The sequence below is a fragment of the Virgibacillus flavescens genome (assembly GCF_050574275.1).
Lineage (GTDB): Bacteria > Bacillota > Bacilli > Bacillales > Amphibacillaceae > Virgibacillus_F > Virgibacillus_F flavescens.
The window spans coordinates 1,585,064-1,600,831 of sequence record NZ_CP192260.1 but is presented as its reverse complement, the minus strand read 5'-3'; the positions used below and the strand labels follow the sequence as shown (position 1 = coordinate 1,600,831).

Here is a 15,768-nt window from a genome sequence, read left to right as displayed (position 1 = left end):
TAGTAGAAGTAATGAATGTAAGCCCTTTCATTAATACTAGAATTGGAGGAAATCGTATGCATCGAAAAAAGTTGTTTTATGCTACATTATCTGTTGCATTAACATCGTCCCTTCTCATTCCTTCTGCTGCACCAGTAAGCGCAGATAAGTCACCAACGATTGAAAAGCAGAATCAAAAGAAAGCGCAGGAACGGCCGCATCCGTTATTTTCATGGGGTACACCAGGACCTACTTCACCCGTTTTACATCCAGGTTCAGCCCGAGGAGCTGGTATGATGCAGCAACCGCTGAATGAAATTGACCCTATTATGAATTCAATGATCGATGAAGGCGTCATGCCGGGGGCTGTTACGTTTGTTGCTAGACGTGGTCATATCGTCCAGCACGAAGCTTATGGTCATTCCTTATTATACAAAAATGATACCAATTCACTAGTAGAAAACCCAATTAACATGCAAAAGGACACCATTTTTGACCTAGCATCACTAAGTAAAATTTTCACTACCACTGCTGCAATGAAGCTGTTTGAACAAGGTTATTTTGAGTTGAATGATCCGGTTTCGGATTACATACCAGAATTCGCTCAAAACGGGAAAGAAAATGTAACGATTAAACAGTTAATGACACACACATCCGGATTCAAGGCATGGGTCCCTCTTTATACAATCGGAGAAAGCCGGGAAGATCGGCTGGACTATGTTTTCAGTTATCCATTAGACAATCCTCCAGGAACAGCGTATACCTACAGTGACTTAAACATGATCACATTAGGCGCTCTAATTGAACGTTTATCAGGTAAACGCCTTGATGAGTTTGTAAACGACACTCTTCTAGAACCACTCAACATGACGGACACTATGTATAACCCACCAGAATCGTTAAAAAATCGAATTGCTGCAACTGAATATCAGCCATCGATAAACCGTGGTCTTGTATGGGGCGATGTTCATGATGAAAACGCATGGGCACTTGGGGGCGTTGCTGGACATGCCGGTGTGTTTTCTACTGCCAGTGATTTAGCCAAGCTTGGACATATGTTCATCAATGACGGCCGATACGGTGGAACTCAGGTTCTACAGCCTGAAACAATACAATTACTGGTTGAAAATCAAATCCCACAATTTCCTGGAGATGAACATGGACTCGGCTGGGAATTATCACAGGGCTGGTACATGGACGCTTTATCGGAATCTTCCACTATTGGTCATACAGGTTACACGGGAACGTCAATCGCTATTAACTTAAATAACGATACGATTGCAATCTTGCTGACAAATCGAGTTCATCCATCACGTGAAACTGTATCTACCAACCCTGCCAGACGTCAATTTGCCCGCCAGGTGGCAGATGCTATTCCGGTTTCGATTCCTAAGGGAAAGGATGCATGGTTTTCAGGTTATGGGGACAAGCTAAATAGTTCTCTAACTGCTGAAGTGAACCCTGAATCAAGTGCAACGTTAACATTTGATACGTGGTACCGAATTGAACAAGGTTATGATCAGGGATTAGTTGAAACTTCTGAGGACGGAATTACCTGGACTCCTGCCGCAGCGTCGTTCACGGGCAGCAGCGCAGACTGGCAGTCCAAAGAAATCCAGCTGCCGGAAGATACTAAATACGTACGATTCCATTACCAGACAGATTCCTCAACGAATGGTCGTGGATGGTATGTGACTAATGTAAAAGTACAAGACAGTAATGGCGAACAATCGAGGCTTCATTTCGATTCAAATGATCAATGGACAGAACGGAATTATTAGAAAAACACTGAAATAGGAGGGAAATGAATGAACATGCTAAAAAGAACACCGTTACTAGTAATTGTCATCCTCGCTTTATTGGCCAGTCAAATCACCTTAAGTTTTAGTCACATTTATGCTGCTGAGGACAACGAAGTAAAGGATCTAATTTTGCTGCAAAACGTGCCGGAAGCAGCTGCAGAAGTTAAAGATAAACAACTTACCCTACAAGCGCTCAATATTTACGAGGATGGTCATTTTACCGAAACATCCGATCATCTGACCTGGCGTTCAACAAATAGAAACGTAGCTAACGTAAGCGAAGATGGTGTAGTTACGTTTACCGGGAAAAACGGGCGCTCCTTCATTTATGTATCAAATGGTTCGTTAAAAGATCGCATTGCGGTTGACTTTAAAGTGGATAAATCGAAGAAAAAAGGAAAGCCTGCATCAAGCGGTAAAGTTGTGAAGCAAAAAGGCAAGCAATACGATATCATTTCAAATGCGATTGATGGGATGACGATTGAGGAAAAAATAGGTCAGCTGCTAATGCCAGACTTCAGAAACTGGGATGGCAAAAATGTAACGGAGATGCTTCCTGAAATCGAACAAATGGTGAAGGAATATCATCTCGGAGGCGTTATTCTTTTTAGAGAAAACGTGGTAACTACTGAACAAACTGCAAAACTTGTTGCTGACTACCAGGAAGCATCCGAGAAGTACGGACTGCTTATGACGATTGACCAGGAAGGTGGAATTGTAACCCGCCTCCAATCAGGCACGGACATGCCTGGTAATATGGCGCTGGGTGCAACGCGTTCAACTGAAATTGCCGGCAATGTAGGTCAGGCAATTGGTGAAGAGCTAAAAGCACTTGGCATCAACATGAATCTTGCTCCAGTGCTTGATGTTAACAACAACCCGGATAACCCGGTAATCGGGGTACGTTCCTTCAGTGAATCACCTGAACTTGTTGCTGACTTAGGAATTGCCTATACGAAGGGATTACAGCGTACTGGAGTCGCAGCTACTGCTAAGCATTTTCCAGGACATGGCGATACTGCTGTCGATTCACATCTCGGCCTGCCGGAAGTTCCATATGACCTGGAGCGCTTAAAGGAAGTTGAGCTGTATCCATTTCAGCAAGCTATGGAAGCTGGGATCGATGCAATTATGACAGCACATGTCACGTTCCCAAAAATCGATAACACAAAAGTTATTTCCAAAAAAGATGGAACCGAAATTTCATTACCTGCAACCCTTTCCAAAAAAGTGTTAACTGGACTGATGCGAGAGGATATGGGCTTTGAAGGAGTTATTATCACAGATGCATTAAATATGGGAGCAATTCAGGACCACTTTGGCGCTGTGGACGCTGCAATCCGCGCGGTTAAAGCTGGCACTGACATAGTATTAATGCCTGTTGGATTAGAGTCGGTTGCAACTGGACTGCTTGAAGCTGTTGAAACAGGAGAAATTACTGTCGACCATGTGGAAGCATCGGTAGAACGAATCTTAACGTTAAAAGTAAAACGCGGAATCATTAAACAGGAAAATCCTGCACCAATCAGCGAAGTAATTGAAAACGCGCAAGAGGTTGTTGGATCGGAAGCACATAAGCAAGTTGAACAAGAAGCGGCTGAAAAGTCAATTACCCTTGTGAAAAATGATAATGCATTACCATTGGATTTAACGGACGATAAACAAGTTGTAGTTGTAGGTAACTCTTTTGTGAGTTCCTTACATGAAGCAGTAAGTCAGTTCCATTCCAATACAGCGGTTATTGAAGCAAACGGTCCACTTTCTGCTGATCAGCTAGCCGTCATACAGCAGGCTGATGCAGTTATCATTGGCACGTACACGTATAATGTGAGTGGCAGGTCCGTTGACAGCTCACAGATGCGAATGGTCAATCAGGTAATTGAAAATACAGATGCACCTGCAGTTGGTGTAGGTATTCGAAACCCATACGATATAATGGCGTACCCTACTATTGATTCATACATCGCGCAATATGGGTTCAGAGACGCAAGCTTTGAGGCAACTGCCGCAACAATATTCGGAGAAAATGCACCATCCGGTTTATTGCCTGTCACCATTCCTGATTTAACTGGTGATGTTTTATACGATTTCGGACACGGCTTGAGTTATTAACACTAAACTATTTTAGCTTAAAATAACTTTGGTGAATGCAATAACTTTAGTACTTGGGACAAGGTACTTAACACGAATTAGCAGAAATGCGACGTAACTTTAGGGTTGTTTCAATTGTCGCCGTCCAGGATCGCTGCGGGCGGATGCTTTCCTCGGGCACGGCTTCAGTCTCCTCGAGAAGAGCACTCTGCGGGGCCTTCAGACTCGTGCTGTTCCCGCAGGAGTCACCGCCCTCCGCTCACCGGGACTGGTATAGCTGTTTACGTAAAAATGTCTGTTATTTAATAGACGTAGCTATCGTGTGTGCACTTAATAAATCCTTGACACCCATACTTTGTCTAGAGGTTGGAGCGGATGGCAGTCGACTCCTGCGGGAGGACAGGAATAGGTGAGACCCCGGAGTGCGTCAGCACGAGGAGGCTCACCAGCCGCCCGCGGAAAGCGACTGCCAGCAGCGGAAATCTCGTTGCTGATACATCGCAGTTTTTTTGATGAGATAAGTACGTCGCAGCAGTTTACCTCAAATACGACAAAGTAACTAGCAACAATAAGGGATTACTGGCTTAGTCAACAAAAATTAAGTTAAAAACGAGAGGGGAATGTTCCATTGAAAAAATTAATGTTAGTACTATTAGCAACCATATTGGTAATGACGTCGATGTCTGGTGTCTCTGCCGATAACGGCAAGCATAAAGGGCAACTGAAAAAATTTAAACTCGGGGTTGAAGTTCTGCTCGAGGAACAAAAGGATCTCCTAGAAGGTAAGCGTGTTGGGCTAATTACCAACCCAACCGGAGTGGATCAGGAATTAAACAGTATCGTTGATCTTCTGCATAATGATCCCGATATCAACGTAACAGCATTGTACGGCCCTGAGCACGGTGTTCGCGGCAGTGCACAAGCTGGTGAATACGTAGATTACTATATTGATGAAACTACCGGATTACCTGTCTACAGCTTATATGGTGAAACACGCAAGCCTACACCGGAAATGCTGGAAAATGTAGACGTACTGGTTTTTGATATTCAGGATGTAGGCACACGTTTTTACACATATATTTACACTATGGCATATGCAATGGAAGCTGCTCAAGAAAATGATATTGAGTTCGTCGTGTTAGACCGACCTAATCCATTGAGTGGTGAGCGAGTGGATGGCCCTGTTCTCGATCCGGAGTTTGCTTCCTTTATTGGGAAATATCCAATTCCATTACGCCATGGAATGACCGTTGGTGAATTAGCTAAATTTTTTAATACAGAATTTAATATTGGTGCTGACCTGACAGTTGTTGAAATGAATAACTGGAAGCGGGACATGTATTATGATGATACACCTCTCGAGTTTGTCATACCGTCGCCAAACATGCCTACATTCAGTACTGCGCTTGTCTATCCAGGTGCCGCACTAATTGAAGGTACAAATGTTTCCGAAGGCCGTGGGACAACAAAACCGTTTGAACTAATTGGAGCACCGTTTATTAATAGTACAGAATTAGCAGCAACATTAAATGAACTGAATTTACCCGGTGTTATGTTTCGTGCAGCATCATTTACTCCAGCATTTTCAAAGCACAGCGGTACATTAAGTCATGGAGTACAAATTCATGTTACAGACAAAGAAGCTTTTCAACCAATAGAAATGGGTCTTCATCTTGTAAAATCGATTCACGATTTATATCCAGAAGACTTTGCGTTTAGAGCAGAAAACAGTGCAGGTATCTCCTTTTTTGATAACCTGGTTGGAAACAGCTGGATCCGTGAAGCAATCAATAATGGCGATTCAGTAGAATCCATGAAAGCCCAATGGCAGGATGAATTAAACGAATTTAAAGAAGTAAGAGAAGGATATTTGCTATATAAATAAATTGTTTTCGCGGGGCATAAAGCATTTACCCCGACAATTGATTTACACATAAAAAACCTTGACTCTTTTGATAGAGTCAAGGTTTTTTAGTTTTCGACAAAATCCGGGGCGTACCTGGTACCTATGTTTATCCTTTCAACGCGCCTTCCATCATTCCTTTAACAATCCACCGCTGGAAGATTGCGTACAGGATCATGACCGGGATAATTGCTATAGATAAGCCGGCAAATAAAGCACCCCATGCATTGGTGTACTGTGCTTCTCTGTTCATCAGATCCATTGCTAAGCCAAGCGTGTAGTTTCCGTCCGTTTGCAGAAAGATAAGCGCCATAAAATATTCATTCCAGAATGTAACTGCATTCATGATCGAAACAGTAATGATTCCTGTTGTTAATAGTGGCGTTACTACTTTTAATAGAATGCCATATTGAGACATTCCATCGATTGCAGCCGCTTCCTCCAACTCTTTCGGAATACTGCCCATGAAACTTGTCAGAATGAAAATGCTGAACGGTATTTGTGTTACAGCATAAATCAGCGACAATGCCCACAGATTATCCAGCATGTTAAATTTCAATAGTAAGAAAAACAACGGGATCCATCCGAGCACCATTGGAATCATCATTGCTGAAAGATACGTGTTAAATAAAACCTTGCTAAATCTAAATCTGAGTCGTTCGATAGCATATGACGTTGGGATAGCAAAGACCAGACATAAGAATGTACCGAGCACTGTTACAAATAAACTGTTTGCAAAGCTTGATCCAATATTATAGTCTGTCCATGCTGTCACGAAATTTGTAAAGTCGAATGAGTCAGGTATAGACCAGGGTGAAGCGAAAATTTCTCCATTTGATTTAAATGCTCCAAGAAACATCCATACGATCGGATACAAAACGATAAGCGACCAAAGAATTAATGGAATACGAATTACGGTTTTCATCATGAATCTGCCAATATTCTGCATCATATTTCCCCTCTCCTAGTATTCAACCTTATCTCGTTTTAGCAGGAATTGTAATACCAATACAGTTGCTAGAGATATGATTAAAATCATTACACCAATCGTTGCTCCGTAACCGAAATTGAATTCTGTAAATGCTTCCTGATACAAGTAGGAACCCATAACCTGTGTTGAATTGTTTGGGCCGCCCCTTGTCATAATCTGCACGATAATGAATGAACCATTTAACGTCGTAATTACGATGTACAAAATCGACGTCTTAATCTGCGGCCAAACTAATGGCACGGTAATTTTCCAGAACTGCTGCCAATTACTTGCACCATCAATGTCCGCTGCCTCATACATACTCTTTGGTACATTGGCAATTCCGCCCATAAGTAAAAGCATAAACAGGCCAATCCCTGCCCAGACAGATGGTAACACTAGAGCAGATAGTGCCCAGTCCATGTCTCCAAGCCAAGGTCTCGTCCAGCTCTCCAACCCTATTGCTCGTAACCCAGAGTTAATCAGGCCAAGGTCCGGGTTAAATATAAATGTCCATAAAATACCGATAACAACTACTGACATGATGTTAGGGAAAAAGAAAATGATGCGATAGAACGGAGATTCCTTTAGCCTAAGCTGTGTGAGTGCCACTGCAAAATATGTAGCCAAAACCATAATTCCTACTACCTTAGCCAGAACTAAAAAATAATCATGCAATATCGTTTTAGGAATAATCGGATCACTAAATAATGTCATGTAATTCTCTAAACCTATAAATTCTTTCTCTCCTCCAGCCCCTGACCATTCGAAAAATGATAAGTATAGTCCATTAATGAGAGGATAAATAGTAAAGACCCCAAAGACTAAAAGCGTAGGGAGCAAACAGAACAAGAGAAATGTGATTTTTTTACTTTTAGACTGAACCATTCGGATCCCTCTTCCCTATTAAAAATGATTGAAAAAGGATGCAAAGGCAGGAACCTGCCTTTACATCCCTGATTTTTCAGCAATTTAACTATTTCTTACTACTTACGATAATCTGCTGCTGCAGCTTCTGCCTTCTCAACAAATTCTTCAGCGTCAATGTCACCCAGCATCAGTGCGACTAATGCATCACTGATTGGCGTTTCCAAGTCCGCACTCATTGGATGAGGCTTGTGGTGAATGGACACCTGTTCAGGATCGTTAATCATTTCGTTAGCATCCTTTAAATACGCTGGTACATTTTCATTGCTGGCGATGTCTACACCTTTCATATTCAACAAAGCTCCTGTTAACTCAGCGAATTTTGAAGCATATTCTTTCTGATAAGCGAATTCTACAAACGCTTTTGCAGCCTCTGGATTATTAGCATCTTTAGCGATTGCTAATGGACGTAAATCTGGTACTACTACCATTGGTTCTCCAGCTTCGTTCATTGGAGAAGGAATGAACCCAAATTCAAAGTCTTCCGGTATATCTTTTGACATTTCGTTTGGCAACCAGAATCCAACTGGAATATAAGCATTTTTTCCAAGTATAAAATTCATTTGTGATTGCGTATGATTAAGTGCTGCAAAACCAGGATCGATATATCCTTCTTCCTGCATTTTCTCCACCTTCTTCATTACTTCAAGAACAGCATCACTTGACCATGCACCTTCTTCACCTTTGATGACTGATGCTAATAACTCATCCCCACCAGCTGAAGCGAATGCTGGGTACAATACGCCTCTTAAGAAATAATATGGGTATTGACCAGTAGTTACAAACGGATCAATTCCTTCTTTATCCTTAATTTCACCCATTGAAGTCATCCAGCTTTCGAAGTCAGATGGTACTTCATAACCGCCTTCTTCAAACATTGCTTTGTCGTACCAAGTTCCCCACGTATCAAAAACTAATGGTAAACTATAAATCTTTCCATCGTAATCACTAGGAGGAACAATAAAGCTGTCCATAAGTGGTGTACCATCTTCAAGTTCAATTGTATCTACCCATTCAGTAAGGTCCATTAACTGATCGTCTTCCACCATTTGCGTTTCACTTGACCCCGCCCCGTCTATGTACACGACATCTGGCGGGTTACCAGAAATCCATCGGGTTTTCATTTCTTCGTTAATATTTGGTCCTGCATGCTCTACAACTTCTACATCAGGATACTTCTCTTTGTATCCCTTGATAACTTCTTTCCACCATGCATCTCCGTATCCGCCAACAAAATATTGGACTTCTAGTTTCCCGGAAACTTCTCCATCACTGCTCTTATTTCCTTCTGATTCATTTCCACCATCATCCTCATTGTTACAACCAACAACAAATGCAAGCATCAACATAATCATTAACGCGAGCAATACTGGACCTTTAAACAATTTTTTCAAGCTATTTTCCCCCTTTGATTTACTATCATTATATGAAACACATTAATAGTTAATGAGTCTATCAATGTCACTTCCAATGTTAGGATTGACGATCTATTAAATCGTCAATTGCTCTTCTTGTGTATCCATTATTTTGCTTAATCGCATCCTGCGCTTCCGTAACAGTCACTCCGCTTTTAATCATCACGATAGCCGGCTTCACTTCATTATTTGTTAACCTAAGTGCATTTTCGGCTTCAGGATAGCTGGCTTGCGTTATTTCCATGATGGTATGTTTTGCTCTTTCCAGCAGTTTATAGTTACTGGCATGTACATCGACCATGAGATTTTCGTAGACTTTTCCAAGCTTTACCATTGTTGTCGTACTAATCATATTGAGAATCATCTTATGCGCCGTAGCGGCTTTCATTCTGGTAGATCCTGTCAGTACCTCAGGGCCAACGACGACTTCGATTTCGCATGCTGCAAATTGACTGATCAAAGAATTTTCATTACACGAAAGACTCACTGTATATGCACCAAGCTCACGTGCGAATTTCAGTGCGCCGATAGGATAAGGCGTACGACCACTCGCTGTAATTCCAATCACCACATCTTTTGCAGTGAAATTTCGTGCTTTTAAATCCGTTGCGCCCTGCTGTTCATCGTCCTCAGAGCCTTCAACTGCATGGAAAAAGGCATTCGTTCCTCCTGCCATGACGGTTTGGACCATTTCCGGCGGGGTCATAAACGTTGGTGGACATTCAGATGCATCGATTACACCAAGTCTTCCACTAGTACCTGCTCCGACATAAAATAGACGACCACCGTTTGCTAATGCCTGATATATCTGCTCGGTAGCTAATTCGATTTTCGGCAGCACCAATTCCACTGCTTTTGCTACTTTTTGATCCTCTTGATTAATTGTCTGCAATATATCAATCGTTGACATCTGATCGAGCGTCATACTTTTTTCGTTTCGTTGTTCCGTTGTTAAAGCAGATAATTTCATCGGCATATTTGTCTCCTTACCATCGGTTAAGCGCTTTCAAAGAATTGTTGAAATTATCTTAACCTTGTGAAGTTGGTTTTAGTATAATCCGATTGAATTATTTTGTCAATAAAATGTCACATTTATAGTAATGATATTTCAGTTGATCCATAAACTAGCCGAAAAAGTTGATTTGCCCCTTTACGACGTGCGAATGCCGTTCTTCTTAGCTTTGGAATAATCTTCTTTGATAAAAGCAATTGCATCTCTTGTCTCGTCCAGATGCTTTACAGTTTCATCATATTCTTCTGAAGCCAGGCACATAAATAAAATATCAATTACGTGCAGCTGGGCAATCCGTGATGATGTAGCACCACTCCGGAACGTAGCTTCTTTTGCTGCAGATGTGAATAATTGTATATCAGAAAAATTGGTAACTGGTGAATTTCCATACTTAGTAATGCTGATTGTTTTCGTATTCTTTTGTTTTGCCAATTCCAACAGCTTAATCACTTCAAACGTCTTTCCTGAAAATGAAATGCCGACCACAACATCTTCTGGCCCTTTGTTCGCAATGGAAGTGGCAGCCATATGTACATCTGAAATTGCCAGTGCATTTTTATTAATCCGCTGAAATTTTTGTTCAGCATCTTTTGCAGCAATATGAGATGCTCCAAATCCAACAAATAAAATTGATTTTGCGTGAAGCAGCGTGTCCACTGCTTTTTTTAAGTTATCGATGTTCATAATATCGATTGTTTCCTTTAACGTTTGCACCGTATTAGAGGTTACCTTTTCAATTATATTTCTGTAATTCTCGTTTGGTTCAATATCCCGGTAGCCATTCACCGCTTCTGCCTGCAAGTCCCCCGCCACCCGGATTTTAAGTTCCTGGAAGCCTGTGAACCCTAGCGACTTACATAATCGTATGACGGCAGCGCTGCTCGTGTTGCTTTTTTCTGCTAATGCAAGCGAAGTTAATAAAATTGATTCTTCCGGGTTTGTTAAAATATAGTCAGCTATTTTTTTCTCTGATGGTGGTAAGCTAGTAACCATTTCATTTAGTATGACGAGCCCGCCTTTTACGTGTGACAAATAAAATCATCTCCCTTTCTCATGTTGTTTTTTATATTTATGACTAGTTTATCGTTCAGCATATTTCCAGCTATATAAGCTCCAATTAACGAACCACAAACAGGTGATATTTCTGGAATTACAAGGCTTACTAATGGAGAGTAAGCGGCTAGTTCTTTTTTTATCAGAAGCGGCAGAAGTTCACGATCATTGAATACACCGCCACAAAGTACTACAGGTACCGACTCATCTCGTTTAAACAGTTTCTTATGTAATGTCAAAATACTAGTTGTTAGTTCATCTGCCGCATACTGGATAATCTCTGTTGCTACTGGATCATGCTTATAATACGCTTGAAAAACTAGTTTACTTATTGGCGCGATCCTGCTTTTCGGCGTTGGCGAGGAATAGATTTCTGTAATTAACGCTTGCCCGTCTGACACGTTAAAATGATCATAAAGCATGTCCAGCAGCAGCGTCTCACGTCCCCGCCCGTCAATAGCTTTGAGTGAAGATACAATTGCTTGCTTTCCGATATCAAACCCACTGCCTTCATCCCCAAATAAATATCCCCACCCACCTACTCGATCATGGTGTGATTCATTATTGATTCCATATGTAATGGAACCTGTTCCTGCGATCTGTACAATTCCAGGTTTACCAAACGTTCCGGAATAGAGCGCATTTATCGTATCTGGAAATACATCAACAATAGTTTCGTCTGGTAACATTTTTTTTAAAATACGTCGTGTCGTTTCCCGATTTTTTGTCTCGCCTGTACCAGCTATTCCAGCAAATAAATGTGTGGTATTACCAAATTGACCGGGAACTTGTTCACGTAATTCTGTCAGTAGACCTGCAAGCGTTTGTTGAAGTTCATCTGCAGACAACGCGTTTGGATTTGAAGGACCAGCATTGGATCTCGCTATAATTATACCTTCTTCATTAGCCATCAAAGCTTCGGTTTTTGTCCCTCCACCATCGATTCCTATCACATGTTTCATATACATTCATCCTCAATCAAACTATTTTAGAATCTTAACGTATATTCTATATAACAAGTTCGGGATAAACAATTGTTTTCGTGAAATCTTTTATCAATTATCACGAGACGAACATAACATAATATTACATTTCCGGACTTGGGCATGTAGATGTGTCAATGAGTCAAATCGGTATCATTTTTTAGAATATCCTTCCATTTTTAAGAAAAATTTGGTGAAAATCAATTACTAATTACCCCCACCTTTAGACACCATTCTACAATGTTTCCCAACTTTTTCGGGACGTTAGCCGCATGTACGTTCGGTTGAAAGCGCGTTATAGTTAATACATAACATAATTACTAACTAGGTGAATGAGTCCCTCCCCGATTACATTCACCAGTTACATTAAAAGATTTAACCTTGACACTCCCCTTTATGAGACGTCAAGGTCTCTTTTTGTGGATTTTATCCGATGAAGCGGGGTTGCTGACGGCACTTGGCACACAAGGTTTTATGGGCCGGTTTGGGTGGCGCTTGCGGTGACGGTGGCGCTTGCGGTGAGCACAGCAGTTTATCAGGATTTTCTGCGGTATATCGGGGATTTTGCTGGTTTATCAGGTATTCGTGGTGTTTATCGGGAATTTCAAGTATTTATCAGGATATTTGGCTTTTTATCAGGATTTCGTATTTCCGCGCTTTTCTTTTCCCAGACGGTTTGCTGATATTTTTCAACAATTCCTTTACCACATCTGAAGATTCCACCAGCAAAAACGCTCTTGCCTCACGGTTGGTAATGCAATCGCCGACAAGTGCTTTGTAATCCTGCAGTGCAGCAACGTGCGCATTTTTCGAAACGTGGCTGCATGCTGAACAATACCATTTGCTATGGAGACGTTGCATGCGAACAGCACCGCACTCAGGACAGAAGACGCCATTTACTAGTTCGTCCTTTTTTATTCCGAACTTCTGCAGTACTTGAACTTCTCGTGGATGATGTGCATTAACCAACTCAAGGGCAAGTTGCTTAAGTGCCTCTGTATCAATTATTTTTTTGGTATGCTCGTTGTTTAGTTCGATTATTTTAAAAAATAATGAGTTACTGTGGATGATTGCTGGTGGGATCGGCTCATTTGGGTATAACGGTTTGAGGATTGTGCTTGGGAAGCTGATGACAACGAGATATAAGAGCGGAATGTCAGGCAGGCAGTTTTGATTTAACCATTTTTGCAGTCGATGCCGTTGTGTTTTCACTTGCGGTATGGGGTTAGGAAAACCTTCTTCCCTGCCATCATCGCCCACTCGGATAACCTGTTTCTCGCCATCGACATGCAGCGTCCCATACCAGTTCTTGCTTTCTATTAATAAAATGTATCGTTCGCAAAGGATCAGCGTATCTATTTCAAAAAAATCGTTGGCGTCCTGCAGTCGGAGGTTATGGATAATGAGGTATTCCTCTTGGGGTAAAAATCCGAGGTAGAAATTCAGTGCGTTTTGCCCCTTCAAGCCGCTTAGTTCTTTTTTGAGCGCATCTAAAACGAGCAGCTTTTGCTTGTGCAACGGCGATAATCTTCTGTTTAACGCCTCCAGCTGAAAAGCATATTTTGATTTTTCCTGTTCTTTCATGATCATTTATCCACGTCCTTTCTTTTTATATCATACACGAACACACTGCTCGTTTCTATCTGGCTGGCTCTTTGTTTGCCGGTTTTTATATCAGGATTTTTGCTGTTTTACCGGGGATTTTTAGCAGTTTATCGGGATTTCCATTCGTTTTATCAAGAATTCTGGCATTTTATCAGGATTCTCACCGATTTTTCAGGATTTCACAATTTCGCACGCAAAAAAAGACCCTGGACTGACGCGCGCCCAGCCCACGCTGCTCATTGTTTGCCAGCATTTATATCAGGATTTTTCCTGGTATATCGGGAATTCCCACCGGTTTATCGGGTTTTCGGTTGTTTTATCAGGATTTCCGGCATTTTATCGGGATTTCCGCTGTTTTATCAGGATTTCGCCAAAATCGCAAAAAAAAGACCCCAGATTGACGCTTCCAGGATCCAAACTATAATTCACACTCCCATCGGTCAACGCAAAACTGCTCGAGGGCGCTGCGGTCTATCTCGTAACCAATTCCTGATGCATCAGGCACGTCAATCACGCCATCCTTCACTACAACCTCAGGCTTAATAATATCTTTTTCCCAGTATCTCGACGAGCCAGCTGTATCCCCAGGCATGGTAAAATTCGACAATGTCGTTAGGGCGATATTATGTGCGCGACCGACGCCAGCTTCAAGCATTCCGCCACACCAGACTGGTATGTTTTTTTTCATACATAAATCGTGAATACGCTTCGCTTCAGTTAGTCCGCCGACTCGTCCGATTTTCACATTAATTATTTTGCAGCTGCCCAGTTCAATTGCGAACCGCGCATCATCATATGAATGAATGCTTTCATCAAGACAGATGGGGGTTTTAATTTGGCGCTGTAATTTAGCATGGTCCATGATGTCGTCATGTCCCAGCGGCTGTTCAATCATCATTAAATCAAACTCGTCAAACTTCTTCAGATGTTCAATGTCATCCAGGGTATACGCCGAATTTGCATCGGCCATTAGTGGTATGGTTGGAAACTCCTTGCGAATCTCACGCAGCACATGCAAATCCCAACCTGGTTTAATTTTCACTTTTATTCGTTTATAACCCTGTTCTACATGATCACCAACTTGCTTTAACAAAGCATCAATCGTAGGCTGGATTCCGAGACTTACCCCAACATCAATTTGATTCTTTGACCCACCTAACGCTGCAGCCAGTGATATACCGCTCTGTTTAGCATAAAGATCCCAGATTGCCCCTTCGATTGCGGCTTTGGCCATGTTATTTCGCTTAATTGATTTAAAAATATCTGTAATATCAGATGGATGATTAATCGAATTAGCCTCAAGCAATGGAATTAGAAAATCCTTCATCATGTGCTCATTAGTAGCTACCGTTTCTTCTGTGTACCATGGAGTCGAAAAGGCAACCGATTCGCCAAATCCACTATTACCGTTATCATCAATTGCTTCGATAATAAACAACGGTTTATCCTGAATCGTGCCAAAACTCGTCTGGAAAGGAAATTTCAAGCGCATTTCTAATTTATGCAGAATTATTTTCCGAACTGACATGACCATTTTTCTGCCTCCTTGCTTAGACTGTTAATCAGATTTAACTTCTTCCTGTAGGCGCGCGTTCAAATCTTCAACAAGTTTCTGGCATCGTTCGAAATCAGCTTTATCTGGCTCTAAATCGACCTTTATCCAATCTGGCATAACGTCTGCACCTAATTCCAGAAACCGATTACCAAGTAAATCAATAGCTCCGCCAAATGTCGCGTAAAATGTATCTCCAGAACCAAAAACGCCGGTTAATTTACCAGCAAGATTAGCATCTTCCAGTTCATCGTAAAAATCTTCTACTTCGTATGGCATTGCGCCGTCGTCCCAAGAATATGTTCCAATCAATATCGCATCATAAGCATCAAACTCTTCAACATCTATTGCGTCTTCATCGAATGTTTTGATCGTGATTTCATGGTTATATTTCTGCAGCATTTCACCGATTGCTACAGCTATTTCTTCTGTATTACCAGTAACACTGGCATACGCGATTAAAATTTTGCTCATGC

At 41.6% G+C, this 15,768-nt stretch carries 12 protein-coding genes; 3 read left to right on the top strand and 9 right to left on the bottom strand.

The features are described from left to right. Positions 1–56 precede the first annotated feature (56 nt). The 3 genes from VBD025_RS07560 to VBD025_RS07550 all read left to right on the top strand — a co-directional run bounded on the left by VBD025_RS07560 (position 57) and on the right by VBD025_RS07550 (position 5,757). Positions 57–1,760, top strand: coding sequence for a serine hydrolase (locus VBD025_RS07560; protein ID WP_430790845.1), 1,704 nt, complete (start codon positions 57–59; stop codon positions 1,758–1,760). Positions 1,761–1,787: 27 nt separating this feature from the next. Next, positions 1,788–3,893 carry a glycoside hydrolase family 3 protein gene (locus VBD025_RS07555; protein ID WP_430790843.1) on the top strand — a complete coding sequence of 702 codons (2,106 nt, stop codon included), beginning with the start codon at positions 1,788–1,790 and terminating at the stop codon, positions 3,891–3,893. A gap of 658 nt (positions 3,894–4,551) precedes the next feature. Beyond that, on the top strand, positions 4,552–5,757 hold the full coding sequence (locus VBD025_RS07550) for an exo-beta-N-acetylmuramidase NamZ family protein (protein ID WP_430791318.1): 1,206 nt from the start codon (positions 4,552–4,554) through the stop codon (positions 5,755–5,757). Between the two features lie 127 nt (positions 5,758–5,884). Here VBD025_RS07550 and VBD025_RS07545 read toward each other — a convergent pair whose 3' ends face one another. The 9 genes from VBD025_RS07545 to VBD025_RS07505 all read right to left on the bottom strand — a co-directional run bounded on the left by VBD025_RS07545 (position 5,885) and on the right by VBD025_RS07505 (position 15,766). Continuing rightward, positions 5,885–6,727 (bottom strand): carbohydrate ABC transporter permease, encoded by an 843-nt coding sequence (locus VBD025_RS07545; protein WP_430790841.1) that lies wholly within the window; start codon positions 6,725–6,727, stop codon positions 5,885–5,887. Positions 6,728–6,739: 12 nt separating this feature from the next. Beyond that, positions 6,740–7,633, bottom strand: coding sequence for a carbohydrate ABC transporter permease (locus VBD025_RS07540; protein ID WP_430790839.1), 894 nt, complete (start codon positions 7,631–7,633; stop codon positions 6,740–6,742). A 98-nt stretch (positions 7,634–7,731) separates the two neighbouring features. Continuing rightward, on the bottom strand, positions 7,732–9,027 hold the full coding sequence (locus tag VBD025_RS07535; RefSeq protein WP_430791316.1) for an ABC transporter substrate-binding protein: 1,296 nt from the start codon (positions 9,025–9,027) through the stop codon (positions 7,732–7,734). A gap of 118 nt (positions 9,028–9,145) precedes the next feature. Next, positions 9,146–10,057 carry an N-acetylmuramic acid 6-phosphate etherase gene (murQ, locus tag VBD025_RS07530; RefSeq protein ID WP_430791314.1) on the bottom strand — a complete coding sequence of 304 codons (912 nt, stop codon included), beginning with the start codon at positions 10,055–10,057 and terminating at the stop codon, positions 9,146–9,148. Between the two features lie 180 nt (positions 10,058–10,237). Then, on the bottom strand, positions 10,238–11,131 hold the full coding sequence (locus VBD025_RS07525; RefSeq protein ID WP_430790837.1) for a MurR/RpiR family transcriptional regulator: 894 nt from the start codon (positions 11,129–11,131) through the stop codon (positions 10,238–10,240). Then, entirely contained in the window at positions 11,119–12,114 is a 996-nt protein-coding gene (locus tag VBD025_RS07520; protein WP_430790835.1) for an N-acetylglucosamine kinase, read from the bottom strand. Before VBD025_RS07520 ends, VBD025_RS07525 begins: the two co-directional genes overlap by 13 nt. A gap of 636 nt (positions 12,115–12,750) precedes the next feature. Then, positions 12,751–13,725, bottom strand: a complete 975-nt coding sequence (locus VBD025_RS07515) for a nuclease-related domain-containing protein (RefSeq protein ID WP_430790833.1) — start codon at positions 13,723–13,725, stop codon at positions 12,751–12,753. Positions 13,726–14,158: 433 nt separating this feature from the next. Beyond that, a complete protein-coding gene (gene menC / locus VBD025_RS07510; RefSeq protein ID WP_430791312.1) occupies positions 14,159–15,268 on the bottom strand; it encodes an o-succinylbenzoate synthase in 1,110 nt (369 codons plus the stop codon). Positions 15,269–15,298: 30 nt separating this feature from the next. Continuing rightward, positions 15,299–15,766 (bottom strand): flavodoxin, encoded by a 468-nt coding sequence (locus VBD025_RS07505; RefSeq protein WP_430790831.1) that lies wholly within the window; start codon positions 15,764–15,766, stop codon positions 15,299–15,301. Positions 15,767–15,768 lie beyond the last annotated feature (2 nt).

Bases quoted from the DNA above. Each gene is read 5' to 3' on its own strand.
- VBD025_RS07560 (WP_430790845.1), top strand. From the start codon at position 57: ATGCATCGAAAAAAGTTGTTTTATGCTACATTATCTGTTGCATTAACA.
- VBD025_RS07555 (WP_430790843.1), top strand. From the start codon at position 1,788: ATGAACATGCTAAAAAGAACACCGTTACTAGTAATTGTCATCCTCGCT.
- VBD025_RS07550 (WP_430791318.1), top strand. From the start codon at position 4,552: ATGTCTGGTGTCTCTGCCGATAACGGCAAGCATAAAGGGCAACTGAAA.
- VBD025_RS07545 (WP_430790841.1), bottom strand. From the start codon at position 6,727: ATGATGCAGAATATTGGCAGATTCATGATGAAAACCGTAATTCGTATT.
- VBD025_RS07540 (WP_430790839.1), bottom strand. From the start codon at position 7,633: ATGGTTCAGTCTAAAAGTAAAAAAATCACATTTCTCTTGTTCTGTTTG.
- VBD025_RS07535 (WP_430791316.1), bottom strand. From the start codon at position 9,027: ATGATTATGTTGATGCTTGCATTTGTTGTTGGTTGTAACAATGAGGAT.
- murQ (WP_430791314.1), bottom strand. From the start codon at position 10,057: ATGAAATTATCTGCTTTAACAACGGAACAACGAAACGAAAAAAGTATG.
- VBD025_RS07520 (WP_430790835.1), bottom strand. From the start codon at position 12,114: ATGAAACATGTGATAGGAATCGATGGTGGAGGGACAAAAACCGAAGCT.
- VBD025_RS07515 (WP_430790833.1), bottom strand. From the start codon at position 13,725: ATGATCATGAAAGAACAGGAAAAATCAAAATATGCTTTTCAGCTGGAG.
- menC (WP_430791312.1), bottom strand. From the start codon at position 15,268: ATGTCAGTTCGGAAAATAATTCTGCATAAATTAGAAATGCGCTTGAAA.
- VBD025_RS07505 (WP_430790831.1), bottom strand. From the start codon at position 15,766: ATGAGCAAAATTTTAATCGCGTATGCCAGTGTTACTGGTAATACAGAA.